Origin of the sequence: Desulfotignum phosphitoxidans DSM 13687 (genome assembly GCF_000350545.1) — a bacterium.
In the GTDB taxonomy this organism is placed as follows: Bacteria; Desulfobacterota; Desulfobacteria; order Desulfobacterales; family Desulfobacteraceae; genus Desulfotignum; species Desulfotignum phosphitoxidans.
Genome location: NZ_APJX01000009.1, coordinates 98474 through 119947 on the forward strand (window position 1 = coordinate 98474; position 21474 = coordinate 119947).

The window sequence follows — 21474 nt, forward strand, 5'->3', positions numbered from 1 at the left end:
GGAATTGAAAAAATGGCGGAACAGACCGGATGGGAACACCTGGATTTGGAGAGTTGATAACCTAGGAGATCTGCCATGGTAACCGAATATAACAGGGATCAAAAATTTGTGAGCCTCAAACAGCTGCTGCGCTATGCCACACTGCTGATTTTGTTCTGTATCACGGCCTGGCTGTGGTGGATGTGGAATGAAGCGAACCGGGAAAGGGAGCAGGCCCGGTTCAATCTGTATACAGAAAAAATCGGTGCCGATATCCAGGCACGGCTTCATAATTATAAGATGGTTCTTCAGGGCGGGGCCGGGGTGTTTGCCGCCTCCGAAGAAGTGAACAGACAGGAGTGGCGGGCCTATTATGAGTTCCGGCAGATCAAGCACCTGTATCCGGGATTTTATGCGGTGGGTTTTTTTTCCGTGGTCAGACAAGAGCGGCTGGACCGGCATATTCAGGAGATCCGGGCAACAGGGATGCCCGACTATGCGGTCTGGCCGGCGGCCGAGCGGACGATCTATGCCCCGCTGGTGTTTATGGAACCCTTTGAAGCACTGGATCCTCGTACCCTCGGGTGGGACGGTTTTTCCATCCCCGGGGTCAGAGCAGCCATGGAACGGGCCTGTGATACTGGGGAGTTTACCATGTCTGAAATGGTAAGCCTGCCCATGGATGAAGACCGTGCTGCATTTCTCATGGTTCTTCCCGTGTTTGAAGGTCACTATCTGCCGGATAATCCGGCAGACCGAAGGCTGGCCATTGAGGGTTTTCTGGCTTATATGATCTTTGTCGATGAACTGATGGCCGGTATCTTTTCAAGCCCATCTGAAAATATTTCCTTTGCCCTGTTCAGCAGCGTTGATTCGGATGTGCCGTTATATGCCGGCAGCCGGTTTTCCGGCGGTGTCGGCCCGGAAGGCACATCGATGTTCTCCCGGCGCCGGGTCCTCGATCTTTATGGGCAGCAGTGGGTGCTGGAATTTAACAGCACCCGTGCTTTTGAATCCAGTGTGGATCACTGGACCCCCCGGGGGATACTGGCAGCCGGTCTGGCCGTAGGCATCCTGGCATTTCTATGGATGCGGGCCCTGGAAAAAACGAATGACCGGGCAAAAATCCTGGCAGCAACGCTGACCGCCGCTTTGCAGGAAAGCAATGACACCTACCGGCTGCTGCTTGACAATCTGCCCGTGGGGGTGGCCCACATCGGCAGAGGAATGGAGGTGCTGTCGGTCAATGCCACCATGCACCGGTGGTTTCCGGGCATGGATACGGCAGGCAAACCGCTCTGCCATACTGTTTTACATGTTCCGGGCAGAACAGAACCATGCACGGGATGTCCCGTGGAACAGGTGCTGGCGGACGGCCGTCCCTGCGAAACTGAAAGGCAGGCATCGACATCTGAAGGTGTCCTGGATTTTCACATGACCGCCGTCCCTATCAGGGATACCAAACAAACCCTTCAAAGCGTGCTGCTGGTGATCAAAGACATTACCGGCGAAAAAAAGGCGGAGCAGGACCGCATTGCCCGCCGGGCCGCAGAAAAAGCCAACCAGGCAAAAAGCGCTTTTCTGTCCAACATGAGCCATGAGATCCGCACACCCCTCAATGCCATTATCGGGTTCGGCGCAGTGCTCCAGCGGGATACATCCCTGACTCCAGTGCAGGCCCGGCAGGTACAGACCGTCAATCGCAGCAGCCGGCACCTGCTGAACCTGATCAACGATATCCTGGATATTTCAAAAATCGAAGCGGGCCAGCTGTCGTTGAACATCTCCGATTTTGCCCTCCATGACCTGCTGGATGACCTGGAATTGATGTTCCGTTCCCGGGCGGAAGCCATGGGGCTGGCGATCAACGTGGAACGGATGGACAACGTGCCGCAGTATGTGAAAGGTGACGAAGGCAAGCTCCGCCAGGTACTGGTCAATCTGCTGGGAAATGCCCTGAAATTTACGGAATCCGGCGGAGTGGGATTGCGTATCCGGGCAGATGCAGCCGGCAGCCGGACCGGAGGTCCCGGAGAGGACCTGCATCTCCGGTTTGAAGTGGAAGACAGTGGCTGCGGTATTTCAGAAGAAGCACTGGGGCAAATTTTCAAACCGTTCCAACAGGCCGATAACGGGGTGAAAGCCGGGGGTACCGGACTGGGGCTGGCCATTTCCAGGGCACTGATCCAACTCATGGGCGGGACCATCACCGTGAAAAGTACGGTGGGTAAAGGCAGCTGCTTTTTCTTTCATATCACGGTTCAGCCGGCCGAACAGGCTGACAAACCATCGGCGGCCGTTACACCGCAGGTGACCGGCATCGCGCCCGGCACCGGACCCTGGCGGATACTGGTGGTGGATGATCAACCGGAAAACCGCATGCTTCTCCATGATCTTCTTCAGCCGGTGGGGTTTGAAATCAAAGAGGCAGCCAACGGGGCCGAGGCTTTGACCCTCTTTGAAAAATGGGCGCCCCATGCCGTGCTCATGGATATGCGGATGCCGGTCATGGACGGATATGAAGCCACCCGGCGGATCAAGTCAACGCCAAAGGGACGGGTCACACCGGTCATTGCCGTCACTGCCAGCGCATTTGAAGACAACCGATCTGACATTCAGAATGCCGGAACCGATGCGTTCATTCGTAAACCGTTCAGACCGGAGGAAATGTTTGAAGCGCTGAAACATGCCCTGGGAATCACTTTTGTTTATGCAAATGACGCCGGCCAGGCATCCCGTAAAACCAGTGCCTGGTCCCTGAAGCCGGAAGATCTGGGGATCCTGCCCGCAGACCTGGTCCAGGCCATGTGCCAGGCAGTGGAAATTGGGGATATGACGGAACTGGGGACATTGATCGACCGGGTCCGGGAAACAGATGAACCGACCGCAGACAGGCTACGAACCCTGGCGGATCAGTATGACTATGACAAACTGTTTCGTGTATTATCAAACAAGGCTGAAACCGGAAACAAGGAGGAAACTGGATGATCCCTGCCAACGAAAAAGCAACCATCATGCTGGTAGATGACACACCAGCCAACCTGAAGCTGCTCGAACAACTGCTCAAGAAAGAAGGGTGCCGGGTGATGCAGTTTCCAAACGGCCGCACCGCCCTGGGCGCACTGGCCAGAAAGCAGCCGGACCTGATTCTACTGGATATCATGATGCCTGAAATGGATGGATTTGAGGTGTGCGCCCGGCTCAAAGAAAATGAGGCGACCCGGGATATTCCCGTGATTTTCATCAGTGCTCTGGCAGACACTGAACACAAAATCAGGGCGTTTACCGAAGGCGGTGTGGACTATGTAACCAAGCCGTTCCAGGAAGAGGAGATCCTGGCCCGGGTCAAAACCCACCTCAGTCTCCGGCAGATGCAGCAGGAACTTCGAAAACACAATCTTTACCTGGAAGAACTGGTGCGGGAAAAAGTCAGAGAGATTTCAGAGTCTCAATTGTCCACCATCCATGCCGTGTCCAAGCTGGCGGAATACCGCGATGATGAGACCGGCCGGCATATCGAGCGCACCCGGCTTTTCTGCCGAATGCTTGCCGAAGTGCTCGCGGAAAAATCCAGGTATTCCGGCAGTATCAATAAAACCTTTATCGAAAATATTTATCATGCCGCACCGCTGCACGATATCGGCAAGGTCGGCATTCCGGACAGCATACTCCTCAAACCCGGAAAACTGGATACAGAGGAGTTCGAAATAATCAAGACCCACACCACCATCGGGGCAATGACCCTGCAACAGGTCAGAAACAAATATCCCCAGAACGCGTTTGTGAACATGGGGATCGCACTGACCCGCTCCCACCATGAAAAATGGGACGGGTCCGGGTATCCGGACGGCCTGTCCGGTGAGGATATCCCCCTGAGTGCAAGGATCATGGCCGTCGCCGACGTCTATGACGCGCTCCGGTCGGAACGGCCTTACAAAAAGGCGTTTTCCCACGAAAAAAGCTGCGGGATCATCCGGGAAGGCAATGGAAGCCACTTTGACCCTGACATTGTGGCAGCCTTTAACTCAATCCATCTGGAACTGGCTCAAGTAAGGGAACAAATAAAAGGTCATGACATCATGTCACCTTCTGAGTGACGCTGCCAGAGACTGCGGCTGCTGAGATTCAAATTGAACCGGGCCTTCCCTGTTGATCACCTCCGCTGTCTGTCAAGAACGGTCCTGCATCTATCCGACAACGGCTTCTTGACCCTGGCAGGAAAGACCGGCACCCGCCTGTCCGAAATCAATGAATGGAAAAAAGCTGAGGGTAAGACCTATTTTGTGAACAACGATTCAGAGGGCTATCTTAAAGTTTCATTCTTCGGTCCGTTTTATGGGTCTTATGTGATTTTCGAGTTGGATCATGAAAACTATCAATATGCTTTTGTTTCCGGCCCAAGCACAAAATATCTGTGGTTGTTGTCTCGGACACCTTCAGTAGGAAGAGAAGTTGTTGAAAAATTCATTGAAATGTCCAAGTCGCGTGGTTTTGATACAGATGAATTGATTTTTGTGCAACACAATTAACACCAAAGAAATACCGATTATTTATCCTGATCAAAGATTATCCCATACCGGAAAATTCAGAGACCAAAAATGGTCATGATATCATTGGAATTAGAAACTTGTGTCAATCAAAAATCAGCGATATAAACAAGCCGGAGTCAAGTCAGGACTGCATGGGACGGCCCTGCCGGAACGGGTGTCCGGCAGGGTGCAAAAGGATGGTATCCGTTATTTTGTTCCTGCATCATAGGTGCAGGTGGTGAAATCAATTTCTGCGCCGCATTTGTCACATTTATGGGGTTTGTCAAATTCATCCGAGAAAATTTCCTTGGATGCATCACATGCAGGGCATTTACAGGTAAAGGATTTCAGGTTTTTAAAATTTTCAAATCCAGGGCAATGTTGCGGTGTGCTCATGATGGTCTCCTTTTTTTGGGTTGTCGGTTTTCCGTCTGTAAGTATTCATTACCATTGTCACGCCTTGGTGTAAACGCAATTCAATGACCTATCCCAGATTTACGACCGTCCGGCCCTTGAGCCGGCCGTTGAGCATGTTGTCGATCGCAGTGGGCAGCTGGTGCAGGGTAATATGGGTGGCCATGTCCTTTAAATTATCCGGTTTCCAGTCGTGTGCCAGCTTTTTCCACAACGCCTGTCTGGGCGCTATGGGGTAATGCTGGGAATCGATGCCAAACAGCGATACCCCTCTCAGAATAAAGGGAAATACCGTGATCGGCAGGTCCGAAGAAGCCACCAGTCCGCAGCAGGTCACCTTTCCCCAGGCCCGGGCGGATTTAATGGCTGTCGCCAGGATATCGCCGCCGACAGTATCAATCACCCCGGCCCACCGGGGTTTGAGTATGGGCGCGCCGTTGTTCTGGACAAACGCCCTGCGATCGATAATTTCCGATGCCCCCAGCGTTTTGAGAAAACCGGTTTCCTTTTTTCCGGAAACCGCGGTCACCTCATACTTGAGTTTTGACAGAATGGCCACGGCCAGAGACCCCACCCCGCCCGTGGCACCCGTCACCAGGATCGGCCCGGCATCCACAGGGATGTCGAAAATCTTTTCAACGGACATGGCGGCCGTGAATCCGGCGGTTCCCAGGATCATGCTCTCCGCCAGGGTCAGGCCGCCGGGCAGAGGCACCACCCAGTCCGCCGGCACCCGGATATACTGACCAAATCCCCCGGCCGTGTTCATGCCTAAGTCATATGAAGTGACGATCACGGGATCACCCGGGGCCAGTACCGGAACCCGGCTTTCTTCGACATGGCCGGCCGCATCAATGCCCGGGGTGTGGGGATAGGTGCGGGTGACCCCTTTGTTGCCGGTGGCGGACAGGGCATCCTTGTAGTTGAGAGAGGAATATTTGACCCGGATCAGGACCTCGCCTTCAGGCAGATCCCGGACACGGGTCTGCTCGACACGTCCGGCATATTGTTTGTCAGCAATTTCTTTTACGATGAATGCGTCAAAGGTCTGATCGGTCATGACAGCCTCCCGGGCATCAGATATTTTGAATTTAACCGTCTCTGACTTGTCAAATTAATACCGATCTGGTAATGGATCAAGTTTTATATTTGCAGGCATGGAATTTTGCCTTACTTTTAAGCCGGATCATGGTATGAAAGACCAATGAAAAAAACCGCATTTCAAACCCCCCGGGTGGCCCTGATTTCCTTTTCCCACTTTGTCCATGATCTGTACTCCAGTTTTCTGCCGCCGCTGTTGCCCCTGATCATCGAAAAACTGTCTTTGACTTTGAGCCAGGCCGGGCTGTTGTCCTTTGTCATGCAGGTGCCGGCCATGCTGAACCCGCTCATCGGATTGTTTGCCGACAACAAAAAAGTGGCCCGGTGGCTGGTGATCCTGGCCCCGTCCTTCACGGCCCTGCCCATGAGCCTGATCATGGCGGCACCGTCCTATTTTCTGCTCTTGATCCTGCTGTTTTTATCCGGTATTTCCGCGGCCCTGTACCATGTCCCTTCGCCGGTGCTGGTGGCCGGATATTCCGGTATCCGCAAGGGACGGGGCATGAGCCTGTTCATGTCCGGCGGCGAGCTGGCCCGGACCTTAGGGCCCATGGTGGCCGTGGCGGCCCTGGCCTGGCTGGGTGTGGACCGATTCTACCTGGTATTTGGCCTGGCCGTGATGACCTCCGTGCTGCTCTGGCTGACCCTGGAATCCCCGCCGGAAAAACCCGAGGTCCGGCGGAACGGCTCCCTGAAACAGGCGTATGTTGAAATCCGCCATGTGCTCAAGCCGTTGTCCGGCATCCTGGCGGCCCGGGCCGGCATGCATGCCTCCATGGGCATTTTTTTAAGTGTTTTCATCAAAGAGCAGACCGGCAGCCTCTGGTATGGCGGGGCGGCCCTGGCCCTGTACGAGGCATTCGGCGTGGCCGGGGTTTTGTCCGCCGGAACCCTGTCCGACTGGATCGGCCGCAGAAAAGTACTGTTCTGGGCCCTGGCCACCGCCCCGGTAACTTTGCTGCTGTTTGTGCATACCACGGGTTTTCTGAAAATCGGGATGCTGGTGATCACCGGTTTTTCCGTTTTATCCACCACACCGGTGATGCTGGCCATTGTGCAGGATAATGCCCAAAACCATCCGTCCGCTGCCAACGGCATGTTTATGATGGTGTCTTTTGCCGTCCGGTCCTTTGCCGTGGTGGTGGTGGGCGCTGTGGGGGATATGGCCGGAATGGAAAACATGTTTGTGTTCAGCGCCGTGGTGGGGTTTGTGTCCCTGCCGTTTCTGATATGGCTGCCGGACAGGAAAAAAGATATGTAACCCGTTAATTCAGGAGAATGTCATGCTGAAAACCAATGAAAATAAAATCGTGGAGATGTTTATGGAATGCCGGCCCGGCCCGCCCCGGGTGGGACCGGGATGGAAAGTGGACCATCAGGGGGTCCCGTTTCTTTTGCCCGGTATCGGCGGCATCACGTTGAATGTGGGATTGGGAGATCCGGCCTTCGGCCTGGCCGGGGACCATATCGAGCCAGGCGTATCCTGCACGGCCAATGCAGACAAACCCAATGACTTTCCCAATAATTCCCTTCAGTTTCTGGCCTGTGTGGGCAATGAAGCCAAAATTCTTTCCGGCGAAGCCAAAGGGGAAGCCGGGGTGGTGATCGGCCATCATGGCGGGTCCGAGCATATTATTGTGGAGTTTGACCGGCAGGTCAAAGAACAGATGAGCTATGACGATAAAATCCGGATCCGGGCCAAAGGCCAGGGACTGGCGTTATCGGATTTTGCCGATATCCGGCTGTTCAACCTGGCACCTGAACTGCTTCATAAGATGCAGATCACGCCCGACGGCAACGAAGGGCTGGCCGTGCCGGTCACCACACAGATACCGGCAGCGTGCATGGGATCCGGTTTAGGCCGTGCCCATGTGGGCGCCGGAGATTATGACGTCATGACCTCGGATCCGGACACCGTGGCCCGATATCATCTGGATAAAATGCGGTTCGGTGATTTTGTGGCCCTGATGGATCATGACAATGCCTATGGCCGGGCCTATCGAAAAGGGGCCGTGAGCATCGGCATCGTGGTGCACTCCGACTGCCGCCTGGCCGGACACGGCCCGGGCGTCACCACCCTGATGACCAGCCCGACCGGAAAAATAACCCCGGTAACAGACCCTGCCGCCAATATGGCGGACCGGCTGAATATCGGGACCTGTTTGCAAAAAAACCGATAAATGATATAACCATATCATGACCCGTCAACCCCATGTCAAGGATACCGGTGTGATCAAAAAAACCATTCTGCAAAAAGGCCAGGGCAGACTTCGAAAACTGGCCAAGCTTCAGTATATTTACGAAAAAAAATCCCGGTATTTCGCCCAGGTGGCCGAGACTGCCAAGATGATGGCGGGCCGGGAACTGGAAGAACTGGGTGCCAAAGATATTTCCTATGAATTCCGGGGCATCTGGTTCACTGCGGCCAAGCCCGATTTTTACAAAATCACCTACCAGGCCCGGTTATTGTCCCGGATACTGATTCCTCTGGTCACATTCCCCTGCAAAGACAAGGACGTGTTGTACCGGGAGGCCCGAAAAATTTCATGGGAAGAGCTGATGACCCCGAAGCAGACCTTTTCCATTGTGGCCAATGTGTCAGAATCCAGCATCACGCATTCCAATTTTGCCGGACTGCGGGTCAAGGATGCCATTGCCGATTATTTCAGGGACCGCACCAACCGCCGGCCCAGCGTGGACACCAAAGATCCCTACATTGTGGTCAATCTGTATCTTCACCGGGATGTGGCCACCCTGTCTCTGGATGCATCCATGGGGCCTTTGCACAAACGCGGGTACCGGGAGGCCTCGGTGTCGGCCCCCATGCAGGAAACCGTGGCCGCGGCCATCATCCGGAAGAGCGAATGGGACGGTACCGTGCCGTTGTACGATCCCATGTGCGGTTCCGGGACCCTGCTGGCCGAGGCCCTGATGAAGTACTGCCGGATTCCGGCCCAGGTGTTCCGCACCCGGTTCGGATTTGAAGCGCTGCCGGATTTTGATCCCCGGCTGTGGGAGGAAATCAAACAGGCAGCAGACAAAAACATCCGGCCGCTGCCCCAGGGGCTCATTGCCGGCAGCGATATTTCAGAACATTCAGTGACCGCCGCCAAAACCAATCTCATGGGCCTGCATCACGGGGCCGATGTGACCGTGTCCCAGATCGATTTCCGGGAAATCCCCGGCATTGAAGACAGCCTGATCGTCACCAATCCCCCTTACGGCATCCGCATGGGAAAAGACCGGGATCTTAAATCATTTTATCAGGATCTGGGACGGTTTCTGCGGGAACGTTGCCCAAGGTCCACGGCTTTGGTGTATTTTGGTGATCCCAAATATATCAAGCATGTCCCTCTGGCCCCATCCTGGAAAGAACCGTTGACCATCGGGGGACTGGACGGGAAACTGGTGAAATATCAACTTTTTTGACCAAGGACCGGCATATGGACACGTCCTTTAACCAGGAATCAGGTATCAAGATCTACCATGAACTCATGGCCAACAAGGTGGGAGACATTCTTCTGGTGTCCAGCCCCTATGACGCGTTCATCATGGAAGAGGAAGGCCGGCTGTCCAACCGGATCATTCATGAATACAAGGGACTGAACCTGTCCAGGCCTCCCCGGCTCACCTGGGTGTCTTCGGCAACCGATGCCTTTGAACGGCTGGAGAAAAAAAATTTCGACCTGATCCTGGCCATGCCCAGCCTGGACGGCATGGATGTTCAGACTTTTGGTGAAAAGGTCAAACAGCAGTATGCAGACCTGCCTTTTTTCATGCTCCTGCACAACACATGTGACATCAGCCAGTACCTGTGCATGGAAAACAAAACCGCCATTGACCGCACCTATGTCTGGGGCGGGAATGCGGATCTGCTCCTGGCCATCATCAAAAATTTCGAAGATGAAAAAAATGTGGCGTTCGATACAAAGAACGCCAATGTCCGGGTCATCATCATGGTGGAAGATTCGCCCTATCACTATTCCTCCATTCTGCCGGTGATCTACAAACAGATCGTGCTCCAGACCCAGTCGGTGATCGATGAGTCCATCAACGAGGAACACCGGCTGCTGAAAATGCGGGGCCGCCCCAAAGTACTGCTGGCCCAGACCTATGAGGAAGCCCTGTCCCTGTATGAAACATACAAACCCTATGTATTGTCCATTTTCTCGGACATGCGGTTTCCCAGAAACGGCACCATGGATGAAAACGCAGGGTTTGACCTGTTGCGCCGAATCAAGAAAGACGTGCCGGACCTGCCTTTGCTGGTGATCAGCACGGAAGAGCGCAGCCGGGATCTGGCCTACCGGATACCGGCGGTGTTCATCAACAAGAATTCCGCCAATCTCAATGACCGGATCAAGACGTTTTTTGTGGGATGCCTGGGATTCGGGGCGTTCGTGTTCAGACTGCCCACGGGAGACGAAGTAGCCCGGGCCAGTGATCTGCGGGCCATTGAAAAGCTGCTGCCGGAAATTCCGGATGAATCCATTGTGTTCCACGCCAAAAACAATGATTTCTCCCGATGGCTTCTGGCCCGCAGTGAAATCAGCCTGGCATTGAGCCTGAAACCCTATACTGTGGATGATTTTCCCGATCCTAAGACATTGAAGCGGTTTCTCATCGACAGCATCCGGGCCCGGCGCCGGGGAACCCGCCAGGGCCAGGTCATTGAATTTGACTCCAGAAAATTTGATTCAGACACCGGGTTCATGAAAATCGGCAACGGGTCTCTGGGAGGCAAAGCCAGAGGTCTGGCATTCATGGCCTCCCAGATCAAACAGGATGATGAACTCATCGAAAAATTTCCGGACGTGGATATCCATATTCCCCAGACCTTTGTGATTGCCACGGACGGATTTAAAATGTTCATTGAAGACAACAACCTGGCGAAGCTGCTGGAATCCGGCCAGGATCTCACCGATGAAATGGTGGTGAAGGCGTTCATCCAGGCCCAATTTCCGGACTGGCTGAAAAATAATTTAAAGGTCTATCTGGAACATGTGAACTATCCCATTGCGGTGCGGTCCTCCTCATTGTTTGAAGATGCCCATTACCAGCCGTTTGCCGGCCTGTACAAAACCTATATGCTGCCCAACAGTGACGACCGCCTTGACATGCGGCTGGACCGGCTGATCATGGCCGTCAAACTGGTATATGCCTCCACTTACATGAAAGCCCCCCGGGCCTATGCCCAGAGTACCATGCACCGGACGGAAGATGAAGAAATGGCCGTCATTCTCCAGGAACTGACCGGGATCCGGCACGACAATTATTTCTATCCCTCCATTGCCGGCGTGGCCCAGTCCTATAATTTTTATCCCATTGCCCATCTCAAAGCGGATGAAGGCATTGCATACATTGCCATGGGACTGGGAAAAATTGTAATGGAAGGCGGCAAAACCCTGCGGTTCTGTCCCCGATACCCGCAGTTTCTGCCCCAGTTTTCCATGGTGGAAGATATTCTGGAAAATTCCCAGAAATATTTTTACGCATTGAAAATGGATGTGTTTCCCCCGAAAAATCACTTTTTGTCAAACCCGGCAGAAGACCCCACTCTGGCCCATCTCGAACTCATGGATGCCGTGGACCATCCCATTGTCCGGCAGTTGTGCTCCACCTTTCATGTCCAGGACAACCGGATCCGGGATGTGTATTCGGACAAGGGATATCCCGTGCTGACCTTTGCCGGCATTCTTAAGTACAACAGTTTTCCTCTGGCGCAGATTTTGGCGGAAGTCACCCGTATCGGCAGCCGATGGATGGGCTCGTCCGTGGAGGTGGAATTTGCCGTGAACCTGCATGCAGACGGCAGCCGGAAACCGGAATTCTCACTGCTCCAGATCCGGCCCATGGGAAGATACAAACAAAATCTCAAAGTCAGAATCACGCCGGAAGATCAAGAAAAAGCGTTTTGTTATTCGGTTCATTCCCTGGGGAACGGAGAATATAAAAACATTCACGATCTGATTTATGTGGATCCCGATCATTTCGATCCGGCCAAAACCGTTGAAATTGCCAGAGAGATCAACAAGCTCAACGCCCTGTTCAATGAAAGCCAGAAAAAATATGTACTCATCGGCCCGGGGCGATGGGGGTCTTCCGACCGGTGGCTGGGCATTCCCGTGGCATGGAACGATATCTCCAATGTCGGGGTCATGGTGGAGGCCACCATTGAAAGCATCAAGGCGGACCCGTCCCAGGGATCCCATTTTTTCCAGAACATCACCTCTCTGGGCATTGCCTATATCACGGTATCGGACAATACCGAGGATTTCATTGATTACCAATTTCTCGGCCGGCAGGCCGGCACCACGGTTACCCCGCATCTGAAACATATTCATTTCAAGGACGGGCTGTATATCCGGGTGGATGGAAAAACATCCCGGGCCGCACTGATGCCCCGTGAACCGGCATCTGAACCCGTACCCATGCCGGATGTACCAAAGATCGATTCAGCAGGTTAACCCGGGTCCGATCCGGTGTTTCAAGGATCTCGTGGAAACAGGGAATCCTTCGGACCGGACCTGAAATTACATAAAGGATGTGTATAAAATGATCCCTTTTAATGATTTATCGCGACTGTATGATGGTGATGCCCCCGTGATCACCACCATTGATTCTCATACCGAAGGTGAGGTGACCCGCCTGATCGTGGACGGGATTCCCCCGGTTCCCGGCCGGACCATGATGGAAAAACTGACCCATTTTAAAACCGGTTATGACGCGGTCCGAAGCCTTCTGACCAAAGAGCCCCGGGGATCCCGCCAGGTGCTGGCCGCCCTGGTCACAAAACCTGTGACACCGGATGCCGCGTTCGGTCTCATCTACATGGATGCCCGGCGATATCCCTATCTGTGCGGCCATGCCACCATCGGCGCGGTGACAACGCTTTTCCGCACCGGCACCCTGACCCTGGCCGAAGGAGAAAACCGGGTGGGTATCGACACCCCGTCCGGTCGGATGACGTCAATCGCCCATGTCCGGGACGGGTGTTTGACATCCGTGTCCATCCAGATGGTGCCCGCGTTTGTCTTTGCCACGGATCAGCAGATCCGGGTGGACGGGTTCGGGACCATTCCCGTGGACCTGGTGTGTGCCGGCGGATTTTTCGCCATGGTGGACACGCGCCGGATCGACCTGACACCGGCCCTGGAAAACAGACAGATCCTGGTGGACCTGGGCATGAAAATCATTGACGCCGCCAATGAACAGCTCACGGTGACCCATCCGGAACGACCGGATGTCACCACCGTGGATGTGACCGAATTTTATGATTGTGTCCCATCCAGCGGCACGGCCCGGGGCCGGGGCATGGTGGTATATGGTGAATCCCACATGGACCGCTCCCCCTGCGGCACGGGCACGGCCGCCAAACTGGCCCTGCTGCACCATTACAAAAAAATTGAACCAAACGAACCCTATATCAATGCCAGTCCCTTAGGAACCACCTTTGAAGCCCGGCTGGTGGAAAAAACAAAGATCGGGGATTTTGAAGCCAGCGTCACCCAGATTTCCGGAAAGGCCTGGATCACCGGGGTGCATCATTTCACTTTGGATCAAACAGATCCGTTTCAGCAAGGATACCTCGTCTGATGACACCTGATCTGATTTTACACAATGCCACCCTGTATTCGCCCGGACACACCCGCTTTTCAAAAAATCAGTCTGTGGGTTCAGGCCATGGGGCTTCTGTCACGGCACTGGCAACCGCAGGAAACCGGATCATGGCCTTAGGTGATGACAAAACCATTCTGGCCATGGCCGGGCCGACCACCCGGATTTTGAATCTGGATCAGAAACTGGTGCTGCCCGGATTCATCGATACCCATTTCCATTTTTATGAATGGGCCGTCAACCTGAACAGCATTGATTTTGCTCAGACCCGGAATTTTGCCGGAATGGAAACAGCCATCCGGGAAAAATCCCGACTCCTGGGTCCGGATCACTGGATTCTGGGACAGGGATTCAATGAATCCGACTGGCCGGAAAACCGAATGCCCGACCGTCTGGACCTGGATATGGCGGCCCCGGACAACCCGGTGTGCATCTGGCGCTGTGACCTTCATCTGGCCGTGGCCAACTCCAGGGCCCTGTCTCTGGCCGGCATTGATTCCACCGCCCCGGATCCGCCGGACGGGGTGATTGTGCGGGACGGCACCGGTATACCCACCGGCGTTCTCAAGGAAATGGCCCCCAATCTGATCCGGAATGTGTTGCCGGCCCTGACCTTTGAAAACCTGCTGGAAAATATGGAAAAGGCCATGGCAAAGGCCCATGCCCTGGGGTTGACCGGGATTCATGATATCCGGCTCATGGGCGGGGAAGAAGGGGCCGTGGCTTTGCAGGCCTGGCAGTCCCTGCATGCCGCAGGCAAACTGACCCTGCGGTGCCATGTGGCTTTGCCCGGGGAAATGACCCGCCAGGCCATTGATCTGGGGTTGTGCTCCGGGTTCGGGGATGACATGCTGCGCATCGGACATTTGAAATTTTTCAGCGACGGGGGCATGGGGGCCCGGACCGCCTGGATGACTGAACCTTACCTGGATGCCGCATACGGCATGTCTTTGACCCCCATCCAGGAGATCGAACAGGCCGTGATCCAGGCGGATAGGGCCGGACTTTCCTGCATGGTACATGCCGTGGGGGACCGGGCCGTTCATGAGGTCCTTTCCGTGTTTGCAGGGGTGGAAGCGCTGAACCAGAGCGCCTGCCGCATTCCCCACCGCATGGAACACGCCCAGATGATCCTGCCCCGGGACCTGGAAACCCTGAAGCGATTAAAAAATCTGGCAGTTTCCTGCCAGCCCAACAATATGAGCCTGGACATTTCCATGATCGACCAATGTGTCGGGAAAAGAGGCAAATACGCCTATAATTTCAAGAATATCCTGGAAACGGGCATTCCCACGATGTTCAGTTCGGATGCCCCCGTGGCAGACCCCAATCCATTTGCCGGCATTTTTTCCGCCGTCACCCGCCGGCGCATGGACCACACGCCTGACACCGGGTGGTACCCGGACCAGTGCCTGACCGTGGATCAGGCGGTTCAAGGATATACCCTGACCCCGGCTGCAACGTCGGGCATGGGGGATGTGACCGGCAGCCTGATCGTGGGAAAAAAGGCGGATCTCATTGTCACGGACCGCAATATTTTCAGCATCGATCCGAAAGATATTGCCGCAACCCGGGTGGTACTGACCCTGTTCAACGGAAAGATCGTGTATGAACGACAATGACCTGTTTTTTCTGGAAACCATTTTCACCCGGTCTGCGGACGGCCTGCTGATCTGTGACCGCCAGGGCCGGATCCTGAAAATGAATCAAGCCGCGGAGCGTCTTAACGGGATCCGGTCATCCGAGGTACTGGGAAAAGATGTCAGAGCACTGGTCAAAGAAGGGCAGATCAACCGGTCCGCCACCCAGGAGGTGCTGGAGACCAGGCGCCAGGTCAGCCTGGTCCAGACCACGCCCCGGTCCGGCTACTCCTTGCTGGTGACCGGCACGCCGGTGTTTGATGATGCCGGAGAGATCGCGTATGTGGTGGTGAACGAACGGGACATTTCCCTGATCCGGGACATGAAACGCCAACTGGCCCAGGTGCGCCAGGAATCTGAAAAAATGCGGGAAGAGCTCACAGAACTCACGTTGCGGGAATTGACGGACAACGATGTGGTGGCCTTAAGCCCTTCCATGAAACAAACGGTTCATCTGGCGTTGAAACTGGCCCGTCTCGGGGCGTCCAACATTCTGCTGTCCGGAGAATCCGGTACGGGGAAAGGACTGCTGGCCAAATTCATCCACAAGCACAGTCCCCGGGCACAAAACCCGTTCATCCAGATCAATTGCGCGGCCCTGCCGGAAAACCTGCTGGAAGCTGAACTGTTCGGATATGAAAAAGGCGCGTTCACCGGGGCCAGGGAAACCGGCAAGGCAGGCCTTTTTGAGCTGGCCGCCAAAGGGACCCTGTTTCTGGATGAAATCGGAGAAATGTCCCCTGGGGTCCAGGCCAAACTGCTCAAATACCTGGATGACCAGGAAATCATGCCTTTAGGAAGTACCCGGTCCAAAAAAATCGACTGCTCAGTGCTGGCCGCCACCAACCAGGATCTGTTGGAACTGACCCGGAAAAAGCGGTTCCGCCTGGACCTGTTTCACCGGCTCAACACCTTTACGCTGTCCATTCCCCCTTTGCGGGAACGGCCGGAAGACATTCTGGAACTGACCCGGATCTGCCTGAAGCGGTTCAACAAAAAATACAACCGCCGGGCACACATCGGTTACCGGTCTTTGCAGGCGTTGAAAACCTATGCATTCCCGGGCAATGTCCGGGAATTGATCAATATCGTCAAACAGGCCGTGGCCATGTGTGACCGCCGGCAGCTGGATGACTATCTGATCCGGTTAACCGACGCACCCAACTGCCCGGATCCAGGCACACCCGTTAAAAAAACCGGTGGCAACCTGGTACAAACCCTGGAATCCGTGGAGCATGATATGCTGAAACAGGCAGCCCAGCGATGCCGGACCACCCGGCAGGCCGCTGAATTCTTAGGTATCAGTCAGCCCACGGTGGTCCGAAAATTCAAAAAATATCATGTGCGGATCCGGAACGGATAACATTTGATTCATTTTTAAATCAAAGACCGGATTGTTTCCTTTTATTCAAGGCCCGGCAAGCATTAAATACTTGATTCATAATCAAATCAATCAAATATCATTTAAATTCAGATAGTTAACTCAAAACCAATGATTCAATAATGAATCAATTCAAAACAAACGGCTGAATAATTCTGCGATTTTCTCAATAATTCCTTTACTTATTAACAGGTTATAAATATAATTTTTCACCTGGTACATATTTTGTATTTTAAACAATCAAGGTTAACCCTGTCATGCATACCCAACAAAGGTGTTGATTTATGAAAGAAAAACCGTGGAAACCCTGGTTGCTGCTGTCACCTTCCCTGACAGCCGTTTTTTTACTGCTGGTCATACCGGTTTGTTTTGTGGTGGTATACAGTTTCTGGCTCAGGGCCCCCAGCGGCATGGATATTCCGGCGTTTCAGTTCGGCAATTATGCCAAATTTTTTGCCGATTCCTTTTATCCAGTGATTCTGCTCAATACCATCCGGGTGGCCCTGGAAACCGTTTTTATCTGCCTGATCATGGGCTACATCCCGGCCTATTTCTTTTATCGCACCGAATCCCGGCTCAAACCCTATCTCATGATTCTGGTGATGCTGCCGTTCTGGATCAGTTTCATCATTCGCACCTTGAGCTGGATCAACATTCTGGGAGATTCCGGACTGATCAACCATTTACTGCTCAAATCCGGACTGATTTCCAGCCCCATTCCCATGCTGTACAATGAAGGGGCTGTGATCATGGGCCTGATCCAGTATCTGCTGCCTTTCATGATTTTAAATATCTATGTGAGCCTGGACGGCATTGACAAAAGTTTGACCGAAGCGGCCAAAAGCTTAGGCTGCACGGAATGGCAGGCATTCAGGGAAATCACCCTGCCCTTGAGCCTGCCCGGGGTGAGTGCCGGGTGTCTTTTGGTGTTCGTGCTGACCTGCGGCACCTATCTGCCGCCCATGATCTTAGGAGGCCCGGGCAATGAAATGATCGCCAACCTGATTTTCAAACGGATCATCGGCACCCTGGACTGGCCGTTCGGATCGGCCATTTCCACCATCCTGCTGCTGCTGCTGGTGCTTATTGTCTATACTTACAACCGGTATATGGGCATTAACCAGATATTCAAATCCCTGAGCAAAGGGTAAGGGGAAGAATTATGAAGAAACTGATTTCCGGCTGGACCCTGATCAAACTGTATACGATTCTGGTGTATGTCTGGATGTTCGCCCCCATTGTGGCCGTGGTGATTCTCGCGTTCAACCCCCAGCAGTTCGGCACCTTTCCCATGGAGGGGTTCAGCTTCAAGTGGTTTGTCAAGCTGTCCCAGAATTCCACCATTCTGGATGCCTTCAAAAACTCTCTGGTGCTGGGATCTCTGACCGCCATATTTGCTACGGCCATCGGTGTACCGGCAGCCATGGCATTCATCCGGTATGAATTCAGAGGCAAAGATTTTTTAAATACCATGCTCATCGCTCCCATCATGATTCCGGAAGTGGTGCTGGGTGTGGCCCTGCTCCTGTTCATCCGGTGGCTCCAGCAGCCCAAAAGCTTTGCCATGCTGCTTATCGGTCATGTGGTGCTGACCCTGCCCTATGTCCTGCTCATTGTCCAGGCCCGGCTGGTGGGCATCAAACGCGAATATGAAGAAGCGGCCCTGTCTTTAGGGGCCAGTCCGTTTCAGACATTTAAAGAAATCACGTTTCCCCTGCTGGCACCGGCCATTTTTGCGGGCATGCTGTTTGCGTTCACCATTTCTTTTGATGATGTCACGGCCACGCTGTTCTGGGCAACGGCCCAGAACCAGACCGTGCCCGTCAAAATCTTCAGCATGCTCAGGACATCCATCAGCCCGGAAATCAATGCGCTGGGAGCGGTGATGATTGTGTTGACCGTTTCCATTCCCCTGGCGGCAGGGTATGTGGCCCGGAGGTTTGCCAGGGGAAACACCCCCTGAAGCACATATAACAGCACCTGACACGGGTCAGTGTGTACCAGGTATTTTAACTTGAGAGACAAAGGAGATGACCATGGGAAAAGACTTGAAAAATCGGCTGGATGATGTGTATCAGAATTATCTGGAGGGAAACATTTCCCGCCGGGATTTTGTGAAATTCGCCGGCATCGCAGGGGCCACTCTGGGGCTGGCCGGCGGACCGTTCGGCCTTGTGAGAAACGCCTTTGCCAGCAAATCCATTACCGTCCATTCCTGGGGCGGCACCACCTCAGAGGCGCTGCGCAAATTCGCCTTTGACCCGTTCACCAAAGCCACAGGGATCGAAGTGATTGACGCGGCCTTCACCGGTATGGATGATTTTCTGACCCAGGTCAAAGCGTCCTTTCCGCCCGGCGGTGAATTCAACATCGCCCATCTGAGTGCCGTGTACGACTACGCCAGATACACGGACCTGGATTTCGGGGTGGTGCTGGATGAATCTAAAATCCCCAACCTGAAAAACGTCATGACCAAAATGACCGACACCCTGCGGGGGATCACCAACGGGACCCTGTCCGCCGTGCCCTACGATCTGGGCCAGACCGGGATTGCCTACAACACCAATGAGATTTCCAAGGCAGATGCAGAAAAACTGGGGGCGTCCCTGCTGTATGAAAAAAGCCTCAAAGGCAAACTGGGCTCCTGGGGCGGAGATTTCCGGACCAATATGTGGTACGCGGCCCTGCACACCGGCCAGAGTCCCAACAACATCACGGATATCGATGCGGTATGGGATGCTTTGACCCAACAACGCAGCCTGATGAAAAAATACTGGGCATCCGGCTCCGAACTCATGAGCCTGCTGGCCAATGGTGAAATCTTTGCCACGGTGGCCTGGTCCGGCCGGGTGGCAGCCCTCCAGGATCAGGGACATCCCATCGGGTATCTGTCTCCGGACGGCACCTATTCCTGGATGGAATACATGTACGTAATCAAAGGCACGGATCTGGACGTGGCCCAGCAGCTGCTCAACTTCATGCTGGAACCGGACGCGGCCATTGCCGTGGCCCAGGGACAGAAATATCCGCCGGCCCTGGACCCCACCAAAGTGGAAATGCCCGATGACGTGAAAAAACTGCCGGCCTTTGATCCCACGGGCAAGCTGAACGGGTATCTGTTTGCGGATCCGGCTTACTGGAACAAGCATCAGATCGAATGGGCGGAAAAATGGGACCGGATCATTGCCGGTGCCTGATTGAGGTAACACAGTATGACACAGCGCTCCCGGCGGCTAAATGCCGCCGGGGACCTGAATTTATCGATAAAAACGGGAGAACACTGGTTTGACACAAGCAAAAGACCCGGCCTTTGTCAGATTCAAGGGCATTGAAAAACGGTTTGGTGATCTGGTGGCGGTTCAGCCCATGGATCTGAATATTCCCGAAGGATCCTTTGTCACCCTGCTGGGCCCTTCCGGCTGCGGGAAAACCACGTTGCTGCGGATGCTGGCCGGCCTGGAGACACCCACCCGGGGAGACATATTCATCAAGGGAAAGCGCATCAATGATACCCCGATCCACAAACGGAATCTGGGCATGATCTTTCAGAACTATGCGCTGTTTCCCCACAAAACGATTTTTGACAATGTGGCGTTCGGCCTGAAATACCGGGATGTGTCCAAAACCGAAATCACGGAAAAAGTGGAAAAAGCCCTGGAAACCGTGCGTCTGCCCGGTGTGGGCAACCGGATGCCGTCCCAGCTGTCCGGGGGTCAGCAGCAGCGCATTGCCCTGGCCCGGGCCATTGTCATCGAACCGGATGTGCTGCTCATGGATGAACCCTTGTCCGCCCTGGATGAAAATTTAAGGGAAGACATGCGCCGGGAGATCGATAATCTTCAGATGGAACTGGGGGTGACCACGATTTTTGTCACCCATGATCAGAGAGAAGCCTTGTCCATGTCCGACAAAGTGGTGGTGATGAAAGACGGATTTATTCAGCAGGAAGGGGAACCTGAAGAAGTATATAATAATTCCGTCAACCATTTTGTGGCCGATTTCTTAGGGCACTCCAATTTTCTGGCAGCCCAGGTGAAAACCCGTAAAGACGGCATTTATGAAGTGGAACTGGCTGACGGCAGCGCCTGTCTGGCCAGTCCCGTGGGAGATTTTGAAGAAGGAGAAAAAGCGGAAATCGTGATCCGGGCACAAAAAATGACCCTGGGGTATCAAACCGATTTTGTGCAGGAAGAGGGAATGAATTATTTTTTCGGCAAAATCAAGGACCGCAGCTATATGGGGGGCGAGGTCAGTTATTTTGTGGAGATTGCCGGCGGGCAGCTGCTGCATGTGATCAATTTTGTCAAGCGGTCCCCGTATCGCCGAAAAGATGAGGTCTATATCCGGGTGGATCCGTTCCACTGCCGATTGTTGAAACAATAATTTAAACCAGACGGTTTTTTCAGGCAGGAACCAAAGAACGGGGACCAATCACCGCCGTTCTCACAGGAGAGTTGCGCATAATATTAAGGAGAAAGAGAATATCCAGTGACCGAACCGTTAAATAAAAGCCCCATCCACGGCAGTTTCATGGGGATCAAAAAGACGCTGGATCCGGAAGCCAGCTACATCATTTTTGAAAACGATTTGACACTGGGCGAAGAATCCATTTTTGATCCGTCTCACATGGCATATACCTATTTTGAAACCCATGGGTTCACCTGGAAAAAGGTGAAGGACGAAACCCTTCAAAGAGAATATCTGGTGGTATGCATCGGGACGGGCAAAGAAGATGAAGTGCTGGGCCAGGTCATGGGATACGGTTTTCCCAGAGAAACGGTCTATTATTTATACAAGGCAAAAGAGGCGTGAC

General features: G+C 53.8%; 17 protein-coding genes. 15 read left to right on the forward strand and 2 right to left on the reverse strand.

Annotation, left to right across the window (positions count from 1 at the left end; genetic code table 11):
- Positions 1-75: 75 nt before the first annotated feature.
- Genes DPO_RS24110 through DPO_RS17935 form a run of 3 tightly spaced genes read left to right on the forward strand, consistent with a single transcriptional unit; the run spans position 76 to position 4508 of the window.
- Positions 76-2967, forward strand: a complete 2892-nt coding sequence (locus tag DPO_RS24110) for a CHASE domain-containing protein (protein ID WP_006967695.1) — start codon at positions 76-78, stop codon at positions 2965-2967.
- A complete protein-coding gene (locus DPO_RS17930) occupies positions 2964-4076 on the forward strand; it encodes a response regulator (RefSeq protein WP_006967696.1) in 1113 nt (370 codons plus the stop codon). Before DPO_RS24110 ends, DPO_RS17930 begins: the two co-directional genes overlap by 4 nt.
- Positions 4077-4109: 33 nt before the next feature.
- Entirely contained in the window at positions 4110-4508 is a 399-nt protein-coding gene (locus tag DPO_RS17935; protein ID WP_236609989.1) for a lipocalin family protein, read from the forward strand.
- 207 nt (positions 4509-4715) lie between these two features.
- Here the strand turns inward: DPO_RS17935 and DPO_RS17940 are convergent, their stop codons facing one another.
- Together DPO_RS17940 and DPO_RS17945 are read right to left on the reverse strand one after the other, a co-directional pair.
- Positions 4716-4904, reverse strand: a complete 189-nt coding sequence (locus tag DPO_RS17940; protein ID WP_006967697.1) for a hypothetical protein — start codon at positions 4902-4904, stop codon at positions 4716-4718.
- Positions 4905-4992: 88 nt separating this feature from the next.
- Positions 4993-5982: a YhdH/YhfP family quinone oxidoreductase gene (locus tag DPO_RS17945; RefSeq protein WP_006967698.1), complete on the reverse strand. Its 990-nt coding sequence runs from the start codon at positions 5980-5982 to the stop codon at positions 4993-4995.
- A gap of 144 nt (positions 5983-6126) precedes the next feature.
- Here DPO_RS17945 and DPO_RS17950 point away from each other — a divergent pair, with 144 nt between their 5' ends.
- From DPO_RS17950 to DPO_RS18005, 12 genes are all read left to right on the forward strand, one after another.
- Positions 6127-7284 carry an MFS transporter gene (locus DPO_RS17950; protein WP_006967699.1) on the forward strand — a complete coding sequence of 386 codons (1158 nt, stop codon included), beginning with the start codon at positions 6127-6129 and terminating at the stop codon, positions 7282-7284.
- A gap of 22 nt (positions 7285-7306) precedes the next feature.
- Positions 7307-8203, forward strand: coding sequence for a DUF4438 domain-containing protein (locus DPO_RS17955; protein WP_006967700.1), 897 nt, complete (start codon positions 7307-7309; stop codon positions 8201-8203).
- Between the two features lie 16 nt (positions 8204-8219).
- Positions 8220-9452, forward strand: coding sequence for a THUMP domain-containing class I SAM-dependent RNA methyltransferase (locus DPO_RS17960; RefSeq protein ID WP_006967701.1), 1233 nt, complete (start codon positions 8220-8222; stop codon positions 9450-9452).
- Between the two features lie 14 nt (positions 9453-9466).
- The gene (locus DPO_RS17965) at positions 9467-12490 is read left to right on the forward strand and encodes a PEP/pyruvate-binding domain-containing protein (RefSeq protein ID WP_006967702.1); all 3024 of its coding nucleotides are present in this window, start codon (positions 9467-9469) and stop codon (positions 12488-12490) included.
- An 88-nt stretch (positions 12491-12578) separates the two neighbouring features.
- Entirely contained in the window at positions 12579-13619 is a 1041-nt protein-coding gene (locus DPO_RS17970) for a proline racemase family protein (RefSeq protein ID WP_006967703.1), read from the forward strand.
- On the forward strand, positions 13619-15262 hold the full coding sequence (locus tag DPO_RS17975) for an amidohydrolase (RefSeq protein WP_006967704.1): 1644 nt from the start codon (positions 13619-13621) through the stop codon (positions 15260-15262). Before DPO_RS17970 ends, DPO_RS17975 begins: the two co-directional genes overlap by 1 nt.
- A complete protein-coding gene (locus tag DPO_RS17980; protein WP_006967705.1) occupies positions 15249-16643 on the forward strand; it encodes a sigma-54 interaction domain-containing protein in 1395 nt (464 codons plus the stop codon). The genes DPO_RS17975 and DPO_RS17980 overlap by 14 nt, the downstream gene beginning before the upstream one ends.
- 302 nt (positions 16644-16945) lie before the next feature.
- Positions 16946-17812, forward strand: coding sequence for an ABC transporter permease (locus tag DPO_RS17985; protein WP_006967706.1), 867 nt, complete (start codon positions 16946-16948; stop codon positions 17810-17812).
- Between the two features lie 11 nt (positions 17813-17823).
- Positions 17824-18624: an ABC transporter permease gene (locus DPO_RS17990; protein WP_006967708.1), complete on the forward strand. Its 801-nt coding sequence runs from the start codon at positions 17824-17826 to the stop codon at positions 18622-18624.
- Between the two features lie 73 nt (positions 18625-18697).
- Positions 18698-19858, forward strand: coding sequence for an extracellular solute-binding protein (locus tag DPO_RS17995; protein WP_006967709.1), 1161 nt, complete (start codon positions 18698-18700; stop codon positions 19856-19858).
- An 88-nt stretch (positions 19859-19946) separates the two neighbouring features.
- The gene (locus DPO_RS18000; protein WP_006967710.1) at positions 19947-21044 is read left to right on the forward strand and encodes an ABC transporter ATP-binding protein; all 1098 of its coding nucleotides are present in this window, start codon (positions 19947-19949) and stop codon (positions 21042-21044) included.
- A gap of 105 nt (positions 21045-21149) precedes the next feature.
- A complete protein-coding gene (locus tag DPO_RS18005) occupies positions 21150-21473 on the forward strand; it encodes a hypothetical protein (RefSeq protein ID WP_006967711.1) in 324 nt (107 codons plus the stop codon).
- The last annotated feature ends 1 nt before the right edge of the window (position 21474 follow it).